Annotated in this window: 19 protein-coding genes; 13 read left to right on the top strand and 6 right to left on the bottom strand. The window is 46.1% G+C overall.

Features of this window, described 5'->3' with window-relative positions; translation table 11 throughout:
- Positions 1-5: 5 nt before the first annotated feature.
- On the bottom strand, positions 6-455 hold the full coding sequence (locus SPB21_RS07945; RefSeq protein WP_163695968.1) for a 4'-phosphopantetheinyl transferase superfamily protein: 450 nt from the start codon (positions 453-455) through the stop codon (positions 6-8).
- 33 nt (positions 456-488) lie between these two features.
- Positions 489-737, bottom strand: coding sequence for an acyl carrier protein (locus tag SPB21_RS07950; protein ID WP_163659383.1), 249 nt, complete (start codon positions 735-737; stop codon positions 489-491).
- Between the two features lie 1051 nt (positions 738-1788).
- On the opposite strand from SPB21_RS07950, the gene SPB21_RS07955 reads away from it, so the two are divergent.
- The 7 genes from SPB21_RS07955 to SPB21_RS07985 all read left to right on the top strand — a co-directional run bounded on the left by SPB21_RS07955 (position 1789) and on the right by SPB21_RS07985 (position 12811).
- Complete coding sequence (locus tag SPB21_RS07955) at positions 1789-2793, top strand: helix-turn-helix domain-containing protein (RefSeq protein ID WP_499059014.1); 1005 nt, start codon at positions 1789-1791, stop codon at positions 2791-2793.
- A gap of 151 nt (positions 2794-2944) precedes the next feature.
- Positions 2945-5521 (top strand): TonB-dependent receptor domain-containing protein, encoded by a 2577-nt coding sequence (locus SPB21_RS07960; protein WP_499866243.1) that lies wholly within the window; start codon positions 2945-2947, stop codon positions 5519-5521.
- Positions 5522-6715, top strand: a complete 1194-nt coding sequence (locus SPB21_RS07965) for an MFS transporter (RefSeq protein WP_499059010.1) — start codon at positions 5522-5524, stop codon at positions 6713-6715.
- Positions 6716-6847: 132 nt separating this feature from the next.
- Positions 6848-8656: an ABC transporter ATP-binding protein gene (locus tag SPB21_RS07970; RefSeq protein WP_499866244.1), complete on the top strand. Its 1809-nt coding sequence runs from the start codon at positions 6848-6850 to the stop codon at positions 8654-8656.
- Positions 8657-8691: 35 nt separating this feature from the next.
- Positions 8692-9534, top strand: a complete 843-nt coding sequence (locus SPB21_RS07975) for a class I SAM-dependent methyltransferase (protein WP_499866245.1) — start codon at positions 8692-8694, stop codon at positions 9532-9534.
- On the top strand, positions 9527-11272 hold the full coding sequence (locus SPB21_RS07980; protein ID WP_499866246.1) for an ABC transporter ATP-binding protein: 1746 nt from the start codon (positions 9527-9529) through the stop codon (positions 11270-11272). Before SPB21_RS07975 ends, SPB21_RS07980 begins: the two co-directional genes overlap by 8 nt.
- Before the next feature lie 168 nt (positions 11273-11440).
- Positions 11441-12811, top strand: a complete 1371-nt coding sequence (locus SPB21_RS07985) for an MFS transporter (RefSeq protein WP_499866247.1) — start codon at positions 11441-11443, stop codon at positions 12809-12811.
- A 158-nt stretch (positions 12812-12969) separates the two neighbouring features.
- On the opposite strand, the gene SPB21_RS07990 is transcribed toward SPB21_RS07985, so the two are convergent.
- Complete coding sequence (locus tag SPB21_RS07990) at positions 12970-13677, bottom strand: Crp/Fnr family transcriptional regulator (RefSeq protein ID WP_499866248.1); 708 nt, start codon at positions 13675-13677, stop codon at positions 12970-12972.
- 211 nt (positions 13678-13888) lie between these two features.
- Here SPB21_RS07990 and SPB21_RS07995 point away from each other — a divergent pair, with 211 nt between their 5' ends.
- Positions 13889-15355 (top strand): NB-ARC domain-containing protein, encoded by a 1467-nt coding sequence (locus SPB21_RS07995; protein WP_499866249.1) that lies wholly within the window; start codon positions 13889-13891, stop codon positions 15353-15355.
- 62 nt (positions 15356-15417) lie between these two features.
- Here SPB21_RS07995 and SPB21_RS08000 read toward each other — a convergent pair whose 3' ends face one another.
- The gene (locus tag SPB21_RS08000; RefSeq protein ID WP_499866250.1) at positions 15418-16125 is read right to left on the bottom strand and encodes an aspartate/glutamate racemase family protein; all 708 of its coding nucleotides are present in this window, start codon (positions 16123-16125) and stop codon (positions 15418-15420) included.
- Between the two features lie 88 nt (positions 16126-16213).
- Between SPB21_RS08000 and SPB21_RS08005 the strand changes: the two genes are divergently transcribed.
- The 3 genes from SPB21_RS08005 to SPB21_RS08015 all read left to right on the top strand — a co-directional run bounded on the left by SPB21_RS08005 (position 16214) and on the right by SPB21_RS08015 (position 17955).
- Positions 16214-17122: a helix-turn-helix domain-containing protein gene (locus SPB21_RS08005; protein ID WP_499866251.1), complete on the top strand. Its 909-nt coding sequence runs from the start codon at positions 16214-16216 to the stop codon at positions 17120-17122.
- 121 nt (positions 17123-17243) lie between these two features.
- Complete coding sequence (locus SPB21_RS08010; RefSeq protein WP_499058996.1) at positions 17244-17534, top strand: putative quinol monooxygenase; 291 nt, start codon at positions 17244-17246, stop codon at positions 17532-17534.
- Between the two features lie 67 nt (positions 17535-17601).
- Complete coding sequence (locus SPB21_RS08015) at positions 17602-17955, top strand: LptA/OstA family protein (protein WP_499058994.1); 354 nt, start codon at positions 17602-17604, stop codon at positions 17953-17955.
- A 2-nt stretch (positions 17956-17957) separates the two neighbouring features.
- On the opposite strand, the gene SPB21_RS08020 is transcribed toward SPB21_RS08015, so the two are convergent.
- Positions 17958-18680, bottom strand: a complete 723-nt coding sequence (locus SPB21_RS08020; protein WP_499866252.1) for a GNAT family N-acetyltransferase — start codon at positions 18678-18680, stop codon at positions 17958-17960.
- 71 nt (positions 18681-18751) lie between these two features.
- Here SPB21_RS08020 and SPB21_RS08025 point away from each other — a divergent pair, with 71 nt between their 5' ends.
- Entirely contained in the window at positions 18752-19357 is a 606-nt protein-coding gene (locus SPB21_RS08025; protein ID WP_499866253.1) for a TetR/AcrR family transcriptional regulator, read from the top strand.
- Between the two features lie 9 nt (positions 19358-19366).
- Here the strand turns inward: SPB21_RS08025 and SPB21_RS08030 are convergent, their stop codons facing one another.
- Positions 19367-20239, bottom strand: coding sequence for a LysR family transcriptional regulator (locus SPB21_RS08030; protein ID WP_163695938.1), 873 nt, complete (start codon positions 20237-20239; stop codon positions 19367-19369).
- A gap of 103 nt (positions 20240-20342) precedes the next feature.
- Between SPB21_RS08030 and trpB the strand changes: the two genes are divergently transcribed.
- On the top strand, positions 20343-21590 hold the full coding sequence (gene trpB, locus SPB21_RS08035) for a tryptophan synthase subunit beta (RefSeq protein WP_499866254.1): 1248 nt from the start codon (positions 20343-20345) through the stop codon (positions 21588-21590).
- The last annotated feature ends 211 nt before the right edge of the window (positions 21591-21801 follow it).

The raw sequence follows: 21801 nt of genomic DNA on the forward strand, positions 1-21801 counted from the left end.
GAAAACTATTCCCCTGATTTAACTATTCCAATGGCCACCGCATGAACTAAAACGTAAGCTTCTAAATGCCACCAGTTCAGGAACCAACGCTGTATATTGAGTTTCTGAGCGCGAACTCTGGCTTGTCCGCGCAAACAAACTGTCAGTTGTTGCCCGTTAGGATTTGTCTCAATTTCATTCCAATCAATCTCGGCAAGGCCGGTGGCTAGGGCTTTACCGATAGCTTCTTTAGCACCAAAACAGACTGCATAAGCCCAATTAGGATCGCTGGCCAAGCGACAATACTGCAGCTCGTTCAATGTAAATAGAAGGCCAAGACTGCTATCAGCATAACGCTCAATCAATCTGGCGATCCTAGTTGGAGAGACTAAGTCAATACCAAGCCCCTTAACTTCAAAGCATGGATGGTGAGCTAAGAAACAAAAAGGTTTCTCCTTAAGGCATTGTGATTGCACATCTTTTATCCTCTAAAGGATGCAAAAAACTATTTAGCCTGCATCTTGAGCCTTTGCTAAATCGACCAAGGTGCTAACTTCCTCCAACGTCTTATCTTGACGAGTCTCCAACTTAACCCCAACACCGAAATGGCGTTTCAATGCTAGAGAAAACTCAACAACTTCCGTTGAATCTAACTGTAGATCCTTATAAATAAGGGAACTTGGCTTCATCTTATCTGGAGGAATGCCCAATTCACCCAGAATCTCCATGAGAGAATTGATTGTCTGCTGAGTACTCATCTAATTAAACACATCTTAAAAATTGACTAGTTGCTTCGACTTACCGACACACCATATATCAACAACACTTCACCATTCGAATATCTGTCAACATAATTGTTAAGCAGATACTCTAGCACTAAAAAATCAATCAGCTGAAGGACGTACTATTTATTCCTCCTGAACCGTATTACAAACAACCTTGAATAAGAAACGGCCTACAGCACATTAAAGATGCTGGTTGACAACCTTAAACTTATTTGGTTGGGCGAAATAGTTAACTTTCAAAGCCAGGATGTATAACTTGTAAAGAGTGTTATACTTCTAGATCACCCAAAAATGGTGAGGTGACAGTATAGCGTAACTATACTGCGCCAGCACTCTGTTGTCCGATATTCTTTCTATCCTCAAACCTTTTCAACCTTAGAGCAATAAACTCTCTAAAACTGGAAAGCTTTTGAGTAAGTCCTGAAAACATTGCAGTCATCTGAAGATGGAGAAACTGCATCAATACCTACTGATTGATAGCAGTTATTGCGAAAGATTCTCAGAAAAATGACTTACACCTAATTGTTAGCACACTCCTGTGTGATTTTCAACACCTATTTTTTAAAAAGTACGGTTGTTCTCATTTTTCACTGACTTCGTTGCGATCCTTTCAGTGGGTCGGACGCATTGGCAGAACCCTCTTACACAGGTTCAGTACATGAGAATCCGACTATTGCAGTCCTTTCATAGGCACCCTAGAGAGTGAATGTATCTTTAGGGTGAGTTTTGAAAAACCAAAAGGTTTTCCTTTTGGAATGATGAAAAAATCTCAATTTATTAGTTTATTAAATGACTATCCTATTAGTTCATTAAATAACCATACTTTCAATTAATACATATGTACATTCGCTCAAAACCTTGATGTATAAAGGTTATAGCTCTTATGGTCTAGAATTTTTATTATTGAAATTAATTGTCAATAATAAAAAATAATTGTAGGATTCTATAGACGGATTAAAAATGGCAACGCTGTTATGGGGTTGCCATTTTGGCAGGCAAAATAATCTAGCTGGAGGCCTTATGCATGCAAGTGAGCTTTTCTGCTAAAAACGTTGATAATTTATTTGCAGAATGGGGGCAGAAGATTGGTTCGTGTGTGCAGCTAGATTCCACTGATGCAGTGTTAGAGCTATCACCTCGAGTCGGTAAGGGGTATTGGCGACAAATTAGGCTGCGGCCGGGTTTAGAAATATCGATAGAGTATCTTGAGTTTCCCGAGCCTTTTACTGTAGAGGTCTCAAATCAGTTTTACCGAGAGGTAATTGGGTTTAAGTCATCTCTGTCAGGGTATGTTAGAGGCGATTTTTCACCCCTTAAAGATGGGTATCATCTCACTCCGAGACAAAATAGAGTGAGTTTTGCTGCACGCTGCGGGCAGTGGATTGAATATCAGCCACGTCAACCCATCATTCATGTTGAAGTTATTGCTGGAATCTCTACATTAAAAGCCCTAGTGGCTGATCAGACTGATCAAATTTCTGGGGACTTGCAAACTATTTTGCAGGGGCAAAGGGCAACTCCTCTATCAAGAATCCAAACCATGTCTCAAGCTGTATTTCAAGCAGCAGAACAGACTTTAAATTGTCCTTACCAAGGAGTAACACGCCGGTTGTATCTAGAAGGTCGGGCGCTTGAACTCATTGCTCTGCAACTGCCTTTAAATCGTTCGGCAGATAGTTCAACTCAGCTCCAGTCTCCCTTAAAGTCGGATGAAGTTGATCGAATTCATTACGCTAAGGAAGTACTGCTGAGTAATTTGGTAAACCCTCCGTCTTTGATTGAGCTAGCACAGCAGGTTGGACTCAATGATTATAAGTTAAAGCGAGGATTTCGTCAGGTGTTTGGTACTACCGCATTTGGCTGTTTGTATCATCACAGGATGGAGCGAGCAAGAACGTTGCTGGAGGCAAGTTATTCAACGGTGACAGAAGTGGCTCAAGCGGTCGGCTATACCAGTGCGACATCTTTTAGTGCTGCATTTAAGAAAAAATTCGGAATGTCCCCTAGATGCTACAAACTCCGTTCTTAAGTTAGAGTGCGATCCGCTTGCAATAGAAAAAAATCCACCTTGAAGAGGACATAGCCATTGGCATGTCCTACCATCACATCAGCATAGTATTGAGAATAATTTTCATTTTCTGTTTCATACTTTTGCCCCTATTGTGTTGTGAGGAAATAACGTGAGACAACTGTATCTGCTAAAGAGCTTATGTTTAGCTGGTCTATCATGGATTTTTATTTGTTCAACGGCCCATGCTGAATCCGTGGGATTAACGGCAAGGCTAGATGAAGAGTCTTCCACAGTGAGTCTAGTAGATGCTGCGGTAGAAGCTAACGAAGATTGGTTATCTCAGTCGCCCAGGTCTGATATTGAGGTGCCGGTTCAAGTTGAGACTTTAACTCAGATTACAGATGTTCGGCTGGTTCCTACCGACTCGGGTGTCGATTTGTTTTTACGAGCCTCGACAGGGCAACTGTTACCAGTTTCCCCCTCTGTTGTTGGCAATGATTTGATTGCAGATATTCCAAATGCAGTTTTAGTTTTGGCGGATGGTGAACAGTTTCAAGCAGTGGATCTGACGGATGACATTGCCTTGGTCAGTGTTAGCAATCAACCCGACAGTCAGGTGCGGGTAGTTATTTCGGGGGTCAGTGAAGCTCCATTTGCAGATATCACTGTAGAGGAAACAGGACTGTTGTTTAGCGTTGTACAAGCAGCGACGGATAACTTGGCTGAGGAAAATACTCTGCGCATTGTGGTCACAGCGGAGAAAACGTCTGAAGTTGTTCAGGATGTTCCCATTAGTCTAACCGTGCTCACTGAAGATGAACTGGAAGATGGAGACATTACCACCCTTGATGGAATTGCTGGCAATACCCCAAACTTTTCCTCTTTTTCGGCCACTGGCAGCCGTAGTTTTACGTTTTACAGTATGCGTGGTCTATCTAACCAAAACTTTGGCTCTCGGGATCCGGTGGCCTTCTATGTTGATGATGTGCCCTATGACTATGGCAGTTTCCTTGACCTTGATCTGCCTGATCTTCAACAAGTGGAAGTTTTGCGGGGGCCGCAAAACACCCTCTATGGCCGCAGTAGTCAGGCTGGGGTAGTCAATATTATCACTCGCAAACCGACGAATGAATTGTCGTTCAATGGTGCCCTCGGCTACGGTAGCGAAGAAAACCTGGACCTTCAAGCTGGGGTAAGCGGCCCGATTATTGAAGATGAGCTGTTTTATCGACTGTCCGGTAGCTTTGAACGGCGTGATGGCTTTTATGACAACAGCTTTTTAGATGAGGAGTTTGATGAGAAATCAGGGGGGACAGGTCGGGCACAGTTACGGTGGACACCAACGGACGCATGGGACATTTCCATTAATGCATCCTTGGAAGATTATCAAGATGGTGCCTATCCGTTAGTATTGTTGGATGATGATCCCTTTGACATAGAACAGGACTTTAATGGCTTCAGCGATCTCAATACTAATAGTCAATCTTTGAAGGTTGCCTATCTCCAGCCAGATTTCCGAGTGACTTCGATTACCACCCGTCGCTTCTCGGAACAGGACGCTCTGGGGGAAGTTGATCTAACAGTGGCGGATGTACTGCGATCTACCAGCAAGTTGGATTCAACCGTATGGACTCAAGAATTACGCTTGCAATCTCCAGAAGCAGCGGAGCAGCTGCAGTGGATTGTAGGCGGTTACTTTGAGTCTAGAGAGTTTGACAATAATGGCTTTAAGTCGATTTTTGGGGATGATGCGGCAGCGGTTTTGGGGCCAATGACCATTCCGGGATCTAGCAGTATTAATACCGCAGATTCTCGCGATACAACTTGGGCGACATTTGGCCAAGTTAGCTATCGGCCGATTGATCCGTTGAGTCTCACTGTCGGTCTGAGGTACGAAAATACCGACAGTGAGCTTTCACGCTTTGACCAGGTATTTCGTGTTCCAGGTTTTCCTGACACTTCCTTGGCTACATTTGAAGATGTCGATCAAAGTTCTGATGCACTTTTACCACGCTTTGCCATTGACTACCGGTTGAGTCCAGAGGCTACCCTGTATGGCAGCATTTCACGGGGCTACCGTCCGGCTGGTGTCAATGTTTTTGCAGATGGCAGTGAGGCTTCTCTAGTGTTTGATGCTGAGCGCTCCTGGAACTTTGAAGTGGGGGCTAAAACTACTTGGTTTGATGATCGTCTAGGAGTCAATCTCTCTCTTTTTCATAATCCCGTCGACAATTATCAGGTGGCTACATTTAATCCAATCACCTTATTTACTGATAGTGTAAACAATGCCGATGTTAGTATCACGGGTTTGGAATTTGATATAAGGGCAACGCCCCTTGAAGGTTTGGATTTGCTAGCGGGATTAGGTTTGGTTGATGCTGAATTTACCAACTTCACTGACGCCAATACGGGGGTTGATTTTGATGGCAACAGCCTACCCTATGCTCCCGAGTTGACCTACAATGTAGCAGCTCAGTATCGAGCACCGTTTGGATTGTTTGGCCGGTTAGAATTGCAGGGTGTTGGCAAGACATTTTTTGATGAGGCTAATACTTTGAAACAAGATGCCTATGCATTGATAAATGCTCGTCTGGGATATGAATTTGATCAGTATGGGGTGTATCTTTTTGCCAATAATCTTTTTGATACTCGATATATTATTCAAGGCTTTGATATCGGTGGGCAACGGGCAGGTTCCTTTGGTGCTCCAGCAACCTATGGTGTTCAGTTCAAGTCTAATTTCTAAATGAACAGTCACAGACGGGGCCGTAAATTACTCCTCTTGAGCAGTCTGTATATTTCGCAGTACATTCCGCTGATGTTTTTTGTCCAGGCGCTGCCTGTTTTTATGCGCCAACAGGGGGTGTCTTTGGAGTTCATTGGGCTGGTTTATCTGCTAGCGCTGCCTTTGTTGCTGAAGGTGTTTTGGTCTCCCTTGATTGATCGCTATGGCCATACCCGCTGGGGACATTACCGTTTTTGGATTGTTACGTTTCAATTACTGTTAGCGGGTGTGGCTGCCCTCTGTGCATTTGTAAGCTTCCAAACCAATTTTATGTTGTTGTTTGGGTTACTGATGCTTATGGCCACATTAGCTGCTAGCCAAGATATTGCCACAGATGCTTTGGCAGTGAGGCTACTAACTCCAACCGAGAGAGGCTGGGGCAACGGCATCCAAATGACAGGTAATTATTTGGGGGCGATGTTGGGGGGCGGTGCCATGCTGGTTTTACTCAATCAGTGGGGCTGGCGAAATAGTCTGCTTGCCCTGGCATTGATTATAGTAGTTGCACTTTTCCCGATATTGCAATATCGGGAACATTCTTCAAAGGTAGCTCATAAAGCACCTATTTGGATGGATCTGGCCAATTTTTATCGTCGTCCTGGGGTGTGGCGTTGGCTGATGCTACTCACGTTATATCTTATTGGTGGCACCATGGCGGATAGCATGTTTCGCCCCCTTTTGGTGGATATTGGGTTGTCATTGGCTGATATCGGTTGGCTCTTGGGAGTAGTTGGCAATGGCGCTAGCATTGCAGGCGCTGTGATATCAGGATTGCTCGTGGTGCCCATGGGGCGAAAGCGCTCTCTAATCTTTTTTGGGGGAGTACAAATGATTGCTATTTTGACATACCTGTTGCCTGCATCGGGTATTAGTCATCAATTAGTTCTCCATTTTGTCACCATAGTAACTGGTTTTGCTAGTGGTGCTACTTTTACGGTGTCATCCACTGTCATGATGGATAAAAGTCAATTGGCAGCTCCAGGAACAGACTATACGGCTCAAACATCCATTGTTTATCTGGGTAGCTTTATGGCGGCTGGTATGAGTGGTGTAGTTGCTTCAGCAATCGGTTATCAAGGAGTTTTCGGAGTAGGTGTAGCGGTGGCCTTTTTAACGATTCTTCTGATGCGTCGAACGCTAACATTGGCACAATAGTCCGTTTTAAAAATACGGTGAAGCAACGGATAAAAGACAAGGGAAAAAATCCGTTTTCAATATAAAAAAATCCGTTTCAAGAATGTTGTATTGCTTGATATTAGCTACGATGGCCGCATTATGAAAAAGCCCATGACTAAGTCACACTTTACTCAGCCACCAACTGGGATTTGGAGCACCATGGCTCCGGTTAAGGGGCGAATTGTTGTTGCGATCGCACTCTCTGCCCTGAGCTCTTGTAGCAGTCTTGCCTCATTATTGACTATTCCCTTTATCACTGCGGAACTGCTATCTGTAGCACCGGTGCCAGAGGTGATTTGGCGTTGGGTTGCAGTGGCCGTAGTCTTAGTGCTTATAGCTTTTACATCTCGCAGCTTTGCATTTAGAGTTTCCCACATTGGGGCCTTTAACCTTGAGGTGATTTTACGTACCGCACTTGCTGAACATTTGGCCAAAGTTCCCCTGGGATATGTTATTGCCACTGGTTCAGGCGCGATCAAAAAGCTGGTGCAAGACGACGTTAAATCTCTTCATGCCTTTGTGGCTGACAGTACTCCATTGATCGGTCAGGCGTACACCATTCCGATAGTCTCTTTGATAGCCATGCTAATTGCTGATTGGCGATTAGGGTTGGCAACCTTAATGGTGTTACCCGTAGGACTAATCTTTATTCAACTAGCGTTGCGAGACTATAAAGATCAGCGAGATGCCTACGATCAAGCCAATGAGTCTATTAATAGTGTAATTATTGAATTTGTTCAGGGTATGCAAGTGGTGCGTACCTTTGATGATGGTAGTAGTTCATTTGCACGATTTCAAACAGCTCTCGATGCCTTTACCCAGAGCCTGCGAGATTGGAACAATAAGACTCAGTTTTCTGCTCGTTTAGGATCTCTCTTATTTGAACCATTACCTACCCTAGTATTGGTATCTACGGTGGGAACATGGTTGGTCTCCCATGGGAGTTTAACAATACCGAGATTTTTAGTTTTTCTATTGTTAGCTCCTCGATTGTGTGGTGCCTTTAAACCTATTTTTACCCTTTCTTACCTGATTAATCAGGCCAATGCCGGAGCGTTGCGGATTGGTGCTGTGTTAGCGGAGCCGACGTTGCCTCAACCCATGCAGCCGCAGCAGCCTACAGACTCATCGATCTCCTTCCGTAATGTCACGTTTGCCTATGGCGATGGGGCTCCTGCATTGCAAAATATATCGCTTCAGTTGCCAGCGGGTAGTGTGACCGCTTTAGTCGGACCATCGGGGGCTGGTAAGACCACCCTGGCTCGTCTGCTCCCTCGATTCTGGGATGTTGATGAGGGAGCTATTGAAATTGGAGGTGTGGATATTCGTCAGATGACCTCGGAGACGCTAATGTCCTGGGTTTCTTTTGTTTTTCAAGATACCTTTTTGTTGCAAGATACCGTTTTCAACAACATTAAGCTAGGTCGCCCCGATGCTACTCAAAAAGAAGTAGAGGAAGCGGCTCAAGCGGCCCAAGCCCATGGATTTATTCTGGATTTACCTCAGGGATATGGCACCTTAGTGGGTGAACGGGGAGGACAGTTGTCGGGGGGGCAGCGTCAGCGCATCACGATTGCCCGCGCTATTCTCCAGGATAATCCTATTGTGGTGTTAGATGAGGCCACAGCCTTTGCCGACCCAGAAAATGAGGCATTGATTCAAGCTGCGATCGCAGCCCTCACCCGAGATAAAACCTTGATAGTCGTTGCCCATCGATTAGCAACCATTGTTCAGGTCGACCAAATTGCTGTACTTGATCGAGGTCGTTTAATAGAGCTAGGCAACCACGACCAGCTGATTGCTGCCAATGGCCTTTACAACCAGCTATGGTCGCGTCATCAAGCCGCTCAGAATTGGGGCTTAAACAGACAAAAATCAATCAGCGCTAACGCTGTAGCTGGCAGCAGCAGCGGTTCTTGAGAATAGTATGAATCGATACTTGTTATGGAAGTGACATGAGCGCCTATCAACGTGAATCAACTGAAAAATTAACAGGGGTGACCGAAACGTTGTTAATTACCCTGTATGCCCGATATCTTGAAACACAGAGACCCGATAGCTTTTTTCAAGACCTTAAAGCAGTAGAAGTCCTAGACAAAATTAATTACGATTTCAATAGGTATGCTAAGGGATGGAAGTCCAATCTGGGGGTTATCGTTCGGTTACAGGAATTTGATCAGATCATCAGAGAGCTGCTGACTGACAAGCCCAATGCAACCGTTATTAACTTAGGCTGTGGACTCTGTACAAGATTTGACAGAATTGATAACGGCAGTGTCCGTTGGTATGAAATAGACTTGCCTGACGTGATTGAGCTGCGGCGTAAGTTTTTTGAAGAAAACGAGCGCTACCAATTTATTGGAAAATCTGTTTTAGATTTTTCCTGGATTGATCAAATCCAGCGATTACCTAACCAGCATCTTGTGATTGTCATGGAAGGCGTTTCTTGTTATTTAAGTGAGGCCGATAATCGAGCCCTGATGTCACAAATTTGCACACGCCTATCACCGACAGAATTCATCTTCGATGTGATTAGCCGCAGAATATCCAATAATTCAGCTAATCATGACACCGTATCTAAAACAGATGCTGAATTTAAGTCAGGGATTGACAACTCCAAAGATCTAGAAAGCTGGGAACCTGGCATTACGCTCAAGAGCGAACATTGTTATCTGACCAGGATTGCTGCCCATACTGCTCGTTTACCCCTATGGGCAAGATACATTGCTCCTATCCTGATCCCTCTTTTTAAACAGGGTGGCCGTATTCTACACTTGCAGATTCATAAAAATGCTTAATACATATCGCCGCATGATGCGTGTTGCAGGTTCCCATCAGCCTCAACTGCAAACCACACTTCTATTATCTGTTGGCGCTTCTATTATTCAAGGAATTATCTTTGCACTTTTTTTTCCACTGCTATCAGCTTTAATGGCTTCTCCTGGTATTGATATACAGCAGGTTTGGCGGTTGCTTGCCCTGTTTGGTTTTCTGGTGATCGGAGAAGGGGCGATTCGCTGGCGAGAGCTGGACTTTGGATGGCTGACCTCCACCGATATGGCCTATGACCTTAGACTGCGGTTGGCAGAGAAGCTACGACAAATGCCATTGGAAGAACTTAATAAACGACAATCAGGGGATCTCAATATTGTCATGAGTGGCAATGTCAGTGAAATTGTTCTCTGGATTGGTAGTTTAGCAACTTTGATTATTCAGACCTTAATTGTACCGCTGATGACGGTACTAGTAACCTTATTTATTGATTGGCGACTGGCGGTTTCACTGTTGCTGACATTTCCCTTGGCCATTCCCATTTATCGCTACACACGGGATTTAGTCAAAAGATCCCTGCGAGATGTTTCCATGGCCGATGCCGAGGCAGCGTCCCGAATTGTTGAGTATATCCAGGGATTACCCGTCCTTAAATCTACTGGACAAGTGGGAGCAAGCTCACAATTGCTGCAAGCGGCCCTCGATCGTCAGCGCCAGGTTCAAGCTAAAGGAGAGCGGTTGATTACGCTACCTCTGGTGACCATGGCAACATTGGTAGAAGTTGGCATTTTGTTGATCATTAGTTTAGGTATTTTGTTTATTTTGCAAGGCAGCCTCTCTATTCCTGTTTTGCTTGCCCTAATTGTTATCGCTATGCGATTTACTGAGCCGATCTCTCAACTAATTGCCTACACCAGCATTCTAGATTTGATGGAAGTTGGCTTAGAACGCGTCGAAACCGTCATGGCTATTCCTGCCCTACCCGTACATCCTGCTTCCACGCAGCTGACTCAGTTTGACATTACCTTCGAGCATGTGTCCTTCCGCTATGCCCAGCAGCAAGAGTGGGCGTTGCGAAACGTGTCTTTTCAATTACCTTCTAAATCACTGACAGCGTTGGTAGGTCCGTCTGGCAGTGGCAAGACTACCATCACTCGACTCATTAGCCGCTTTGCCGATGTGCAACAGGGCGCTATCCGCATTGGCGGTGTTGATGTAGGCCAGGTGGATGCCACTCATTTAATGACATCAATCTCGGTGGTGTTTCAGGATGTATATCTATTTGACGATACTATCCTCAACAATATTCGCATGGCCAAACCCGAGGCCACTGATATGGAGGTGGAAGCAGCAGCTCGATCCGCTAACTGCCATGAGTTTATTATGAGATTAGCCCATGGTTACGATACCCGCATTGGTGAAATTGGCGGTACCCTATCAGGCGGAGAACGTCAGCGGGTTTCCATTGCCCGGGCGATACTTAAGGATGCTCCCATTGTGCTGTTAGATGAACCCACCTCAGCTTTGGATACGGAAAGTGAAGTGGCTGTTCAAACCGCTATCAATCATTTGATTGCTGATAAAACTGTCATTGTTATTGCCCATCGTCTATCCACAATTACCAACGCTGATTTGATTTTAGTGTTGGAAGACGGTGAGATTGTGGAACAGGGAACCAGCGGGGAGTTGTTAAACCAAAAGGGGCGCTATGCCAACCTATGGAATGCACAGCAGCAATCTCAAAGTTGGAGAATTGCGGCTTAGCAAATATTTTGCTGTTGGTGTTTCCCTTGTAGCAACAGCCTATTTTTTTAGCTTGCGGATCCCCCCGGGGGGATATAATAAATGCGTTAATCAGATGCCCCCCGGGGGCATCTGATTAACGCATTTCAGAGCACTTTAAAGTGCTCTAATAACATTTGGATTTTTAGTATGTGGAAACAGCGTCCTCGATGGCTACAGGGGTTGGCTAACCCTGTTTTTGCCAGACTTTATTTAGCTCAAACCATTAATTTGGTGGGGGAATCGCTGACCTGGTTAGGTCTTGCTTTATTAGCGTTTGAGATAGCGGGGGAGAAGTCAGGGACTATTCTGGCGGGAGCCCTCACACTACGGGTATTGGCCTTTGTGTTGTTGGCTCCCATTGCAGGCGCGATCGCAGACCAGATTGATCGTAAACGCCTGATGATCACCACACACTTGATCCGCATGGGCATTGTCTGCTTGCTGCCCTTTATTACCCAGCCCTGGCATATCTATGGGATTGTATTCTTACTGAATGTGTTCTACGCCTTTTTTACCCCTACCTATAAGGCCACCATTCCCTTAGTGACCACCGAAGACGAATGCCCCAAGGCCATTGCCTTATCCAGCGCTACCTATCAATTGTTAGGGGTTTTAGGCCCCGGCCTGGCAGGGAGTATTGCCGCCTGGGTAGGCACACGACAGGTCTTTTTTCTAGATGCCATAACGTTTTTGGTGGCGGCCATTTTAATTGCCACCCTGCCAGGACACCTGCGAGCAGGCAACAATACATCTGCAAATTTGAGAACAGATGCTAAAGCTGTTGAAACCGTTATTCGCAATATCAAAACCGGGACTCGTTGTTTATTTGCCGATCCTCCCATTCGTTATGCACTGATGCTGCAATTGATTGCTGCGATCGCAGGCGCACAAATTCTTGTGAATACGGTGGGCTATGTCCAGGGCACTCTGCAATTAGGAAAGCTCGAATATGGTTGGGTGATGGCGGCCTTTGGTATTGGTGCCACCATCACTTCCATTGGTTTAGGCAATGCCAAAAAGAAGCACAGCCCCATTTTGTTAACCAGTATTGGTGGAATTTTGATTACCCTGACCCTGATGACGGCCAATCTTACCGGGTTTGGAGTTCTCTTGTTGTTATGGGCTTTGGCCGGTATGGGAACAACCCTGGTTAATGTTCCCACCCAAACCCTCATTGCCAGCCGGGTAGCCAAAGAAGCCCAGGGTCGAGTCTACGGTGCTCAATTTGCTTGGAGCCATTTTTGGTGGGCCTTAGCCTATCCACTGGCAGGCTGGTTAGGTCACTATTCCCCTGACTACCATTTTCTATACAGTAGTCTGATTGGATCTGTATTTTTGGTGGTTATATACCTGTGGTTAAAACCTCAACGTCTCACCCAGCTACAGACTGGACTCTGGCATGAGCACGAACCTATCCATGATGAGCATCATGCCGATAAAGTTAGGACTCAGCCTCACAGTCACTTACATTTTCATGAAGCGATGAAACCAGGGCTTAGCCATTCATCTCTATCTTGACAGAAACTAACACGTCATCCACGTCGGTCGACTTGATTGTCTTACTGGGCCGCAAGGAATACGGTCCATAGAGATGACATGATGCCCGCACAGTATGATTTCACAGGTACTCTCTGATTGGAAAAATTATCTCAAAGAGAGCTTTCACTTTAATTCTATTATTGATTGGGATCAATTTCTCCAGCAGCAAGGGTCTCCAGCTCATCCTGATTGAGAATGACAATCTTACCTCCACGATCGTATTGAACAATGGCCTCTAGTTTTTTCATTAAGCGAGCACATTCTTCGTAGGTAATACCAATACTGCGAGCCATTTGATAATAGGGCAGCTTAATTCGCAATTGTTCTCCAACATCGGTGATATCTGTGCCATGCTGCCAGACAGAATATTGAATTAACTGGGCCAACCGCACCACAGCTCGCTCTGAGACCAAGCCATGCACCATGGTATGCAACCGTTGCAGTCGCTGATTAAACACCATTAGTATCCGTAGTGCCACTTCTGGTGATTGCTGAATGGTATCGAGGAGATTGGCTTTAGACAGTGTCAACACCTGACAATCTTCCATGGCGATAACGGTGGCTGGGGCCTTAGCATCTCCAAACAGAGCTGGAGCTGCAAAAATATCTCCATTTCTAAGGGTGCGCAGGATTGTTTCCTTACCGGTTGTGGCACTTTTTTGAACTTGCAGTATGCCACTGATCAGGATGTGTAATTTTTGAGGAAGGATATCTCCCTCATGCAAGACAATTGTCTCACGTTGATAATGCTGAATGTGAGTATGGGGTTGAAGTTGTTCTAGCTCTTTTGGGTCAAGGGCCACAAACAACTGGATCTGGGTGAGTTGAGAAATCGTTGCTTGCATCGGGGTATAGGCGTTTTTGAGCTATATCGAGGGAAAAATGACGAATGGTTGGCAAACTATACTGATTACAGTCTAGGACGAGATGAGATGACTACCCAAGTCGAAACCTAGCCAAGCAATATCTGGCTCAGTGCTTAAAACCAGGGGTATACTCAAACCAGTTATGGACATGGTCACCCACGACTATATGATTTTGGGATAGTTGAGCAGCATGGGGCAGTCGGTACGAGCTTCGGAAAAGGGACTTGCGATCGCAAACCAGGCCCGTCAGCGCCGTGGCTGGACTAAAACGAGTACCGCCCGCTGGTGGCAGGACGCCCACACATCGAGGGCTACTTTACGACGCTTCTGGCGTGGCGAACGCATCCAGCAAGAGGCCTTTATTGCCATCTGTCAGACCGTAGGCCTTGAGCACTGGCAAGAAATTGCCGAAGAGCAGTTGCCGGAGGCTAGCCAGGCTACCCCGTCTAGCCCAACTGTCGTGGATTGGGGAGATGCCCCTGACATTGAGCAATTTTACGGTCGTGATCAGGAACTCCAACAGCTGCAGGAGTGGGTTCTCGAAGACCAGACCAAGCTAGTCAATATTAGCGGCCTGGGTGGTAGCGGAAAAACAACCCTGGCCTTAGCCCTGGCTGAACAGCTACAGCCAGAATTTACAGGCGTCATCTGGCGGTCAGTCGGTTCCCTATTATCCCTCGAAACACTACTCGGAGATCTACTAGATGCTCCCATAGAAACCGTGGATCAGGGGGTAAAACAGCTGCGTAAAAAAATGCAACAGGAACGATGGCTGATCATCCTGGATAACTTCACAGCCTATTTAGATTTTCTCTACCAGATTACCGGCGCTCGTCACCAAAGCTGTGTTCTGGTTATTAGCCACGATCCCTTACCCTCGCAGTTTCAAACGTTAAATCGAGTGCAGTCGTTATCGCTGCCTGGTTTATCTCCTATTGCAGCTGTTCAGCTGTTAGAGAGCTGTGGTTGTGGTGGGCATCCCCATCAGCTCAAGGCCCTTGCTCGTCTTTATGGCCATAATCCCCTGGCCTTAAAATTGATCTCATTGACCATTAAAACAACCTTCGGCGGTCAGCTCACCCAGTTTCTAGAGCAAGGCAGCGTGATCTTAACCAATCCGATCCGGCAACCTTTAATACAACAATTTAACCATCTGACTGGGCTGAAAAAAACAATTGTCTTCTGGCTGGCCATTTGGCAAGAGCCAATTTCCCTATGTCGACTGCAAACACACCTATTAATGTGTGAACCAGGAGCGGTGATTGAGTCCTTATCGAAGTTAGTCGCCGCTGCCCTCATCACCCGACACTTTTTGGCAGATGAACCCGCATTTAGCTTGCAACCCATGGTGATGGCGTTTGTAATTGAAAAATTGGTTCAGAAGATTTTAGAGGAACTTAGTCAGGCGCAGCAACAGGATAGCATTCAACCCTTTCAACTCCTGAGGAGCCATTGTTTGCTACGCCCCGGTACCGACGATATTCTTGGCGATCGCATTCTGAGCGCATTACAATCGGCCTACCGTCAACGGCCTCAGATACCCTCACTGTGCATGGAAAGTTGGCTTGGTCTAGCTAAAGCACATTATCCTAACAATGATTATCTTGTGTTTAACTTGACTATCTTGGCAACAATCCTAGACAACAATGACATCTAGGATAACCATGGGGGTACAAACCCATATCATCCATGTCAGTGACTGTTGTCAATTCGATGCGGCTAATCTATTGATACCTGTGGTAGGGCATATTCAACTGCTTTGGCTGCATGGATAACGGTACTATCAAACAGTTTTACCTCAGTGTCAGTTTGTTGTACAAGCAGACCGATTTCAGTACAGCCCAGAATAATTCCTTCGGCTCCGCGCTTAGCCAGTTCATTGATTATTCGTAGATAGTTCGCTTTGGATTGGGCTTCTATTTTTCCCAGGCAAAGTTCCTGGTAAATAACTTGGTGAACAATCTTGCGGTCATGGTGATTGGGGATTAAAACATTCAGGCCATGGTTATCCCTAAGGCGACCGCTATAAAAATCTTGTTCCATGGTAAACGCGGTTCCCAGCAGGCCAACCGTTTGAATATTTTGCTGAAGTAGGGTGGTTGCGATCGCATCACCAATATGCAGCAAAGGAATATCAATGGCAGCCTCCACCTGGGGAGCCACCTTATGCATCGTATTGGTGCAGATCAGTAGAAAATCAGCCCCAGCTGCCTGCACACCCAGTGCGGCTTCTGACAAGATGTTTGCCATTGCGTCCCAATTACCCGCATGTTGTAATTTTTCAATGGGTTCAAAGTCGACACTATACATGGCGATTTTGGCAGAGTGCAATCCGCCCAGGGCCTGTTTTACCCCTTCGTTAATGGCCCGGTAATAGGTCACGGTACTTTCCCAACTCATGCCGCCCAACAAACCAATTGTTTTCATCGCAGTCTCCCTATCATGTGAGCCCCAGTATCACACAATCAAAATGCTTGCTACCATTGTATGCCGTGGATAAGTCCCAGATGCCTGTATGAGCTTAAAGAAATCAACAGCACAGCACTGTGAGAATAATATTCTCTACATTCCCTCTGCCCTACACAGCATGAGAGATGTAAAGCTTCTCCTTCACAATCAAGACTCTGCCATCTTTTATAAGGCCCTTGAGCAAGATCTGATCAATGTAGAGTTCCACACCAGCGCTCCCTGCATTGTTTATATCGAAACAGGTACGGAAACAATTATCAACTGCTATAACCATGCTTGCCGAGTGCAACAGCACGAAGCTGTCTTCTTACCCAAAGGGCTAAATCTATATTCAGACTACATCAGTACCGATGGCTCATTAAGGGCCTATTTACTGTTTCTAAGTGACGATGTTGTTACCGATTTTCTAGCGACTGGTACTAGTTTTCCTAAACTATCAAACAGCACAAGCACATTTCTCAAAGTAGACAAAAGCCCGGCAATGGCTCTGTTTTTTGAGTCGTTGATCGCTAGCTACAGGCATTGGCATCATTCTCCCCATATTCTTAAGCTAAAATTATTAGAAATCTTGCACATCATCGACATCAATGATGAGGACCAACAACTACGGTCCAACTTGTCTGTCAACCAACAAGAAAATCCCAAACGCAACATCAAACGCCTGATGGAGAAATATATCATCTCCCATCTTAGTGCAAAAGATTTTGCTGCTTTATCAGGTCGCAGTGTTTCTAGCTTTAATCGGGAGTTTAAGGCACTCTATGGAACCACACCCAAACAATGGATTATTGAACAACGACTTGCCCACGCTTACACCTTATTGGTCGAGCAACGATGGTCTGTCACGGCTGTCGCCAATGAGGTGGGCTATGACAACATTTCCCACTTTATTACCGCATTTAAGCGGGTTTACCACCAAACACCTCACCAAATAAAAACGGTTGACCCTCACTAAATGCCCAATTAAAACACCCCATTGACCAGAAATCGTTATTTCTGACCCGATGTGAGTAGTCGAGCCTTGAGCATTACTCTACAGTGGCTTTCATAATCTCTAACGTCTCAGGAGAGGAACCATGAGTACGAAAGTGCTAATCGAGTCCACAGTTAAAGCTGGAAGTATGGACACATTGACGCCATTCTTAGCAGCTAACTTACCGAATGTCAGAGGTTTCTCAGGATGCCTGCAAGTGACCGTTTACTTTGATTCAGAGACTCAACGGATGATTTTTGATGAAGAATGGCTTACTATCGAACATCACCAACGATATATCAACGCCATCACCCAAAATGGCGTATTACATAAACTGGCCCATTTTCTTGAATCACCACCAAACATTAAATATTTTGATCGGATGGAGATATAGGGTATAACCTGACTAAGGCAAGCTTGTTTTACGCTAAGTGCTTCACTATTTTGAACGGGAGCTACCCATGATGAAACAAACCAAGCGCTTAAGACTACTCACAGCCGCCTTAGTCTCTTTCGGCCTTGTGTCTACAGCGACAGCCCATGCCCAATCCTCAAAAGGAGCCACACTTACCCTGCAGGCTGACGTTCAAGAAACCAACCCGGAGGCGAATATCATTAACCTGCGTGGCAATGTGCTCTTTGAATATCCCCGTCATCAGCTTGAAGGAACGGCTGAACAAGGCCAGTTTTTTATGACTGAGCAAAGACTGATTCTGGTAGGCAATGCTCAAGTCACCCAGCAGGGGGAAGTGTTAAGAGATAATCAAATTGTCTGTCTGCTAACAACGGGCCAGTGTAGTCCTTCGGGGGAATAGCACTAGTGACTACCCTTACCGTGACTAGTGTTCTCCTTGGATGCATTCAGGGTGGCTCGATACTTGGTCACACCGGAGAACGTATGGTTAAAAAATGCGGGATAGAAGGTGGCAAACCGCTCAAAATACTTTTCGTATAGGGCCTGGGCTGGCTCATTACCGCGAATTACCATCACCCCTAGAGAAGAGGCTCCTGCTTCACGGGCACGCTTGAAGGCAGCCTGCATGAGGCGATGGCCCAGACCTGACCCTCGATGCTCAGGTAATACCGCAACAGTTTCGACAATCATGTCGGCCTGGGGCTTAAGAAAACTATGATCACCTTCCCAGATTTTGAGATAAGCCTGTCGAAAATCTTCAGTTATGGACGGGGTCCAGCCAAGTTTCTCCGCTATCTGTGGTAGTTTATCGATATTTAGCGGACTGTGGGCCGCTGAGATATCAGCGGGTCGAAAAACTGCGCAGGCGGCCACAGGTTGACCATTTCTCTCAATTACTAAGAAATCCTGAATCTGTCCCCAATGGGATGCGCCACACTGCAGCATCGATTCTAAAAACTGCAACGGTGATGTACCTGTCGGTTCCAGGATGTCTTCCCAAAAAGACTGCTGAAAAGGCGCTCGTGTAGCTTCTAAATCAATCTGAGCAAGAAAAGACACATCTTGAGGACCTGCTGAGCGCACCACATCATTGCTATTTAGTGGGTCATTTAGTTGCGTATTCATAGGTCCTCTTTTAACCTACATTACGTATGTGATATCTCACATACGAATCGTATGTCAAGTAGGGGAAGCTGATGGCAAACTTGCGATCGCAAAAAAAAGCAGAGACCTCTGCTCGGCTGCTGGCCGCAGCCCGAAAAAGCTTTTTTGAACTTGGCTATGCTGCAACTTCAATGGATAAGCTCTGCGCTAGCGCTGGCGTTACCCGTGGCGCGCTGTACCACAATTTTGGTGGTAAAGATGGTTTGTTTGAGGCCGTTGTGCAGGAGATCAACGATGAAATGGTTGAACGTCTCCTGGCTATGGCGGGGGATGATGCGTCACTGGATACGTTTGTGAGGGTCTGTCGCTCGTATTTGACCTTTGCCCTTGATCCGGAGATCCAGCGAATTGTTTTCCAGGATGCTCCTGCCGTGTTGGGGCAGAGGCTGCGCGATATCGATGCCCAGGGCAGTATTGTGCCCCTGACGGATGCGATCGCTGATCTGATTGATGGAAACATTTTCCCCGATATTGATCCGACAGCTCTGGCGGTTCTCCTCAATGGTGCAATGATCGATGCGGCATTGTGGATTGCCTCCCAACCAGACAAGGACCACAGTTTAGAGTCCGCAGCCCATGCATTGGAACAACTAATCAGGCAATTGGCCGGTGAGTCGTCACAGAGTTTGTCAGGATAATAGCCTGTTTTATGAATCATTCAAGGCAACATGGAGAAAACGTTCTAACACTGGAGATAGGCTTTCCTGTCTCCAAGCAAGTAGGGTTTCAATCTCAAACGTATGTTCCAAGTGTCGATAGACCACACCCGTGCGCTGTAGTTTTTTTATTGATTCTGGCACCAGGGCAATTCCCATACCGCTGACCACCAGCCCCAATACCGTTTGTAGCAATCTAGCTTCTTGAATAACTTTGGGAGTAAACCCATGGGTCTCACAAAGACTAAGGACCTGATAGTAGAAACTTTGGCCCATGGTTGGTGGCGGTAAAATAAATGTTTCATCCACTAACAAATTGAGATCAAGAATCTGTTGCTCAGCTAACGGATGATAGTCTGGCAAGGCCACAACTAAAGGTTCCTTGAGCAGTATGTGATGGTTAAACTGTTCTCGCTGTTGTAAGTGCAGAAAACCACAATCAATTTGACCGTTGCTAAGCTGTTCTAGCTGTATCTGAGAGTCCAGCTCACAAAGTCTGATATTGACTAAGGGAAACTGTTGTCTAAATGCTTTAAGGATCTCTGGCAAAGCAGTTTGCATGGCGGCACTGTTAAACCCAATAGCCAGTTGCCCCACCTCACCGCGACTGGCTTGTTGGGCAATATACCTGGCACGCTCCACTTGAGCCATTACCCCATTCACCTCTGGCAGAAACGCTTGCCCTGCATAGGTGAGCTGCAATGGGCGCTTATTGCGGTCAAATAGCCTGACACCCAATTCCTTTTCTAACGCTTGAATCTGTTGACTGAGTGGGGGCTGAGCCATGTTCAGTTGTTCAGCAGCACGACTGAAGTTCAGGGTCTCTGCCACCGCCAGAAAATATCTCAGATGTCGAAGTTCCATAGGACAATACTATATCTCAAAAATATAGTATTGCTAGTTAATCAATATTGGACATATTAAAAATTTGCCCATAGGGTGGCTATAGACGCTAGAACGCAGAAAAATGATAACTGTTGCCTCCCCACTGTTAAGCCGAAAGGGCTATTACGGTGACTTTGGTGGTCGATTTATTCCTGAGATTTTATACGAAACATTTGAGTCGTTAACAGCGGCTTACCATGGTGCTCGACAGGACCCTGAGTTCTGGAAAAAGTATGTGGCAATTTTATCTAACTACTCCTGTCGGCCCACACCGCTCACCTATGCTGAGGGACTGACCCACTATTTTGGCGGGGCAAAGATCTACATCAAGCGTGAGGATCTAAATCATACGGGGTCCCACAAACTCAATAATGTTCTGGGGCAAATGTTGTTAGCTCAGCGCATGGGTAAACACCGCATTATTGCTGAAACTGGAGCGGGACAGCATGGGGTGGCAACTGCAACCATGGCTGCAAAATTTGGTCTAGAGTGCACCGTTTACATGGGCGCTGAGGATGTTGAACGACAGTATCCAAACGTGTTTTGGATGCGACAGTTAGGGGCTCAGGTTGTGCCAGTCACTAGCGGGACTCAAACCCTCAAGGATGCCATGAATGAAGCGCTGCGAGATTGGTCTGCAAATATGGCAACCACCCATTACCTGATAGGTACCGCCTGTGGTCCCCATCCGTTTCCGGAAATGGTGGCCTGGTTTCAGTCGGTGATTGGCCAGGAGGCGCGATCGCAAATCCTTTCCCAAACCCAACAGCTCCCAAAGGCCGTCTATGCCTGCGTGGGCGGAGGCTCTAATGCCGTCGGTATCTTCAGCGGTTTTCTAGAAGACACCGATGTTGAACTTATCGGTGTCGAAGCAGGAGGGTTGGGAACCCACACACCTCACCATGCTGCTCGGTTGGCCAGTGCCCAGGCATCCATCGGCATTGCCCAAGGGTATAAGACTCAGTTTCTACAAAACTCCGATGGCCAAATGCAAGACACCCATTCTGTTGCCGCCGGATTAGATTATGTGGGTGTTTCACCTGTTCTGGCTAATTTATCTCAAATAGGACGCATTCGCGTGACATCGGCCCTGGATGCTGAGGTGATTGAGGCCTTGAAATTAACCCTACGAAAAGAGGGGTTGATTCCTGCTCTAGAATCGGCCCATGGATTTGTTCAGGCCTTTAAAGAGGCTGCTAATTACACATCTCAGGATGCCATCATCATTAATCAATCAGGCCGAGGGGATAAGGATATTTTTACTATTGCCGAGGCGTTGCAAGATCCTGATTGGCACAGGTTTTTACGACGAAGAGCAGTTAAAGATTAACCTGCAATCTTGATTGATAACACTCCACGCCCCAGGGTGGGCATAAGGCACCACCCCTACAAGATGATTCGCTTTAAATCGGAGATATTGAAAACAGCCCCTAATTAGTGCTGGTTTTTGAACTCTGCGTGGAGTTATGCCCCACAGCCGATCTCTTGATATAGATTTCAGATCTTTTTCCCTTTTTCCTTGCCTTATCCTTCACATAACC

Source organism: Leptothoe sp. ISB3NOV94-8A (assembly GCF_043421595.1).
GTDB classification, from domain to species: Bacteria; Cyanobacteriota; Cyanobacteriia; order Phormidesmidales; family Phormidesmidaceae; genus Leptothoe; species Leptothoe turfae.

Bases quoted from the DNA above. Each gene is read 5' to 3' on its own strand.
- SPB21_RS08005 (WP_499866251.1), top strand. From the start codon at position 16,214: ATGAGCTTAAAGAAATCAACAGCACAGCACTGTGAGAATAATATTCTC.
- SPB21_RS08010 (WP_499058996.1), top strand. From the start codon at position 17,244: ATGAGTACGAAAGTGCTAATCGAGTCCACAGTTAAAGCTGGAAGTATG.
- SPB21_RS08000 (WP_499866250.1), bottom strand. From the start codon at position 16,125: ATGAAAACAATTGGTTTGTTGGGCGGCATGAGTTGGGAAAGTACCGTG.
- SPB21_RS07970 (WP_499866244.1), top strand. From the start codon at position 6,848: ATGACTAAGTCACACTTTACTCAGCCACCAACTGGGATTTGGAGCACC.
- SPB21_RS08025 (WP_499866253.1), top strand. From the start codon at position 18,752: ATGGCAAACTTGCGATCGCAAAAAAAAGCAGAGACCTCTGCTCGGCTG.
- SPB21_RS07965 (WP_499059010.1), top strand. From the start codon at position 5,522: ATGAACAGTCACAGACGGGGCCGTAAATTACTCCTCTTGAGCAGTCTG.
- SPB21_RS07955 (WP_499059014.1), top strand. From the start codon at position 1,789: ATGCAAGTGAGCTTTTCTGCTAAAAACGTTGATAATTTATTTGCAGAA.
- SPB21_RS07990 (WP_499866248.1), bottom strand. From the start codon at position 13,677: ATGCAAGCAACGATTTCTCAACTCACCCAGATCCAGTTGTTTGTGGCC.
- SPB21_RS07975 (WP_499866245.1), top strand. From the start codon at position 8,692: ATGAGCGCCTATCAACGTGAATCAACTGAAAAATTAACAGGGGTGACC.
- SPB21_RS08015 (WP_499058994.1), top strand. From the start codon at position 17,602: ATGATGAAACAAACCAAGCGCTTAAGACTACTCACAGCCGCCTTAGTC.
- SPB21_RS07995 (WP_499866249.1), top strand. From the start codon at position 13,889: ATGGGGCAGTCGGTACGAGCTTCGGAAAAGGGACTTGCGATCGCAAAC.
- SPB21_RS07985 (WP_499866247.1), top strand. From the start codon at position 11,441: ATGTGGAAACAGCGTCCTCGATGGCTACAGGGGTTGGCTAACCCTGTT.
- SPB21_RS08020 (WP_499866252.1), bottom strand. From the start codon at position 18,680: ATGAATACGCAACTAAATGACCCACTAAATAGCAATGATGTGGTGCGC.
- SPB21_RS07950 (WP_163659383.1), bottom strand. From the start codon at position 737: ATGAGTACTCAGCAGACAATCAATTCTCTCATGGAGATTCTGGGTGAA.
- trpB (WP_499866254.1), top strand. From the start codon at position 20,343: ATGATAACTGTTGCCTCCCCACTGTTAAGCCGAAAGGGCTATTACGGT.
- SPB21_RS08030 (WP_163695938.1), bottom strand. From the start codon at position 20,239: ATGGAACTTCGACATCTGAGATATTTTCTGGCGGTGGCAGAGACCCTG.
- SPB21_RS07980 (WP_499866246.1), top strand. From the start codon at position 9,527: ATGCTTAATACATATCGCCGCATGATGCGTGTTGCAGGTTCCCATCAG.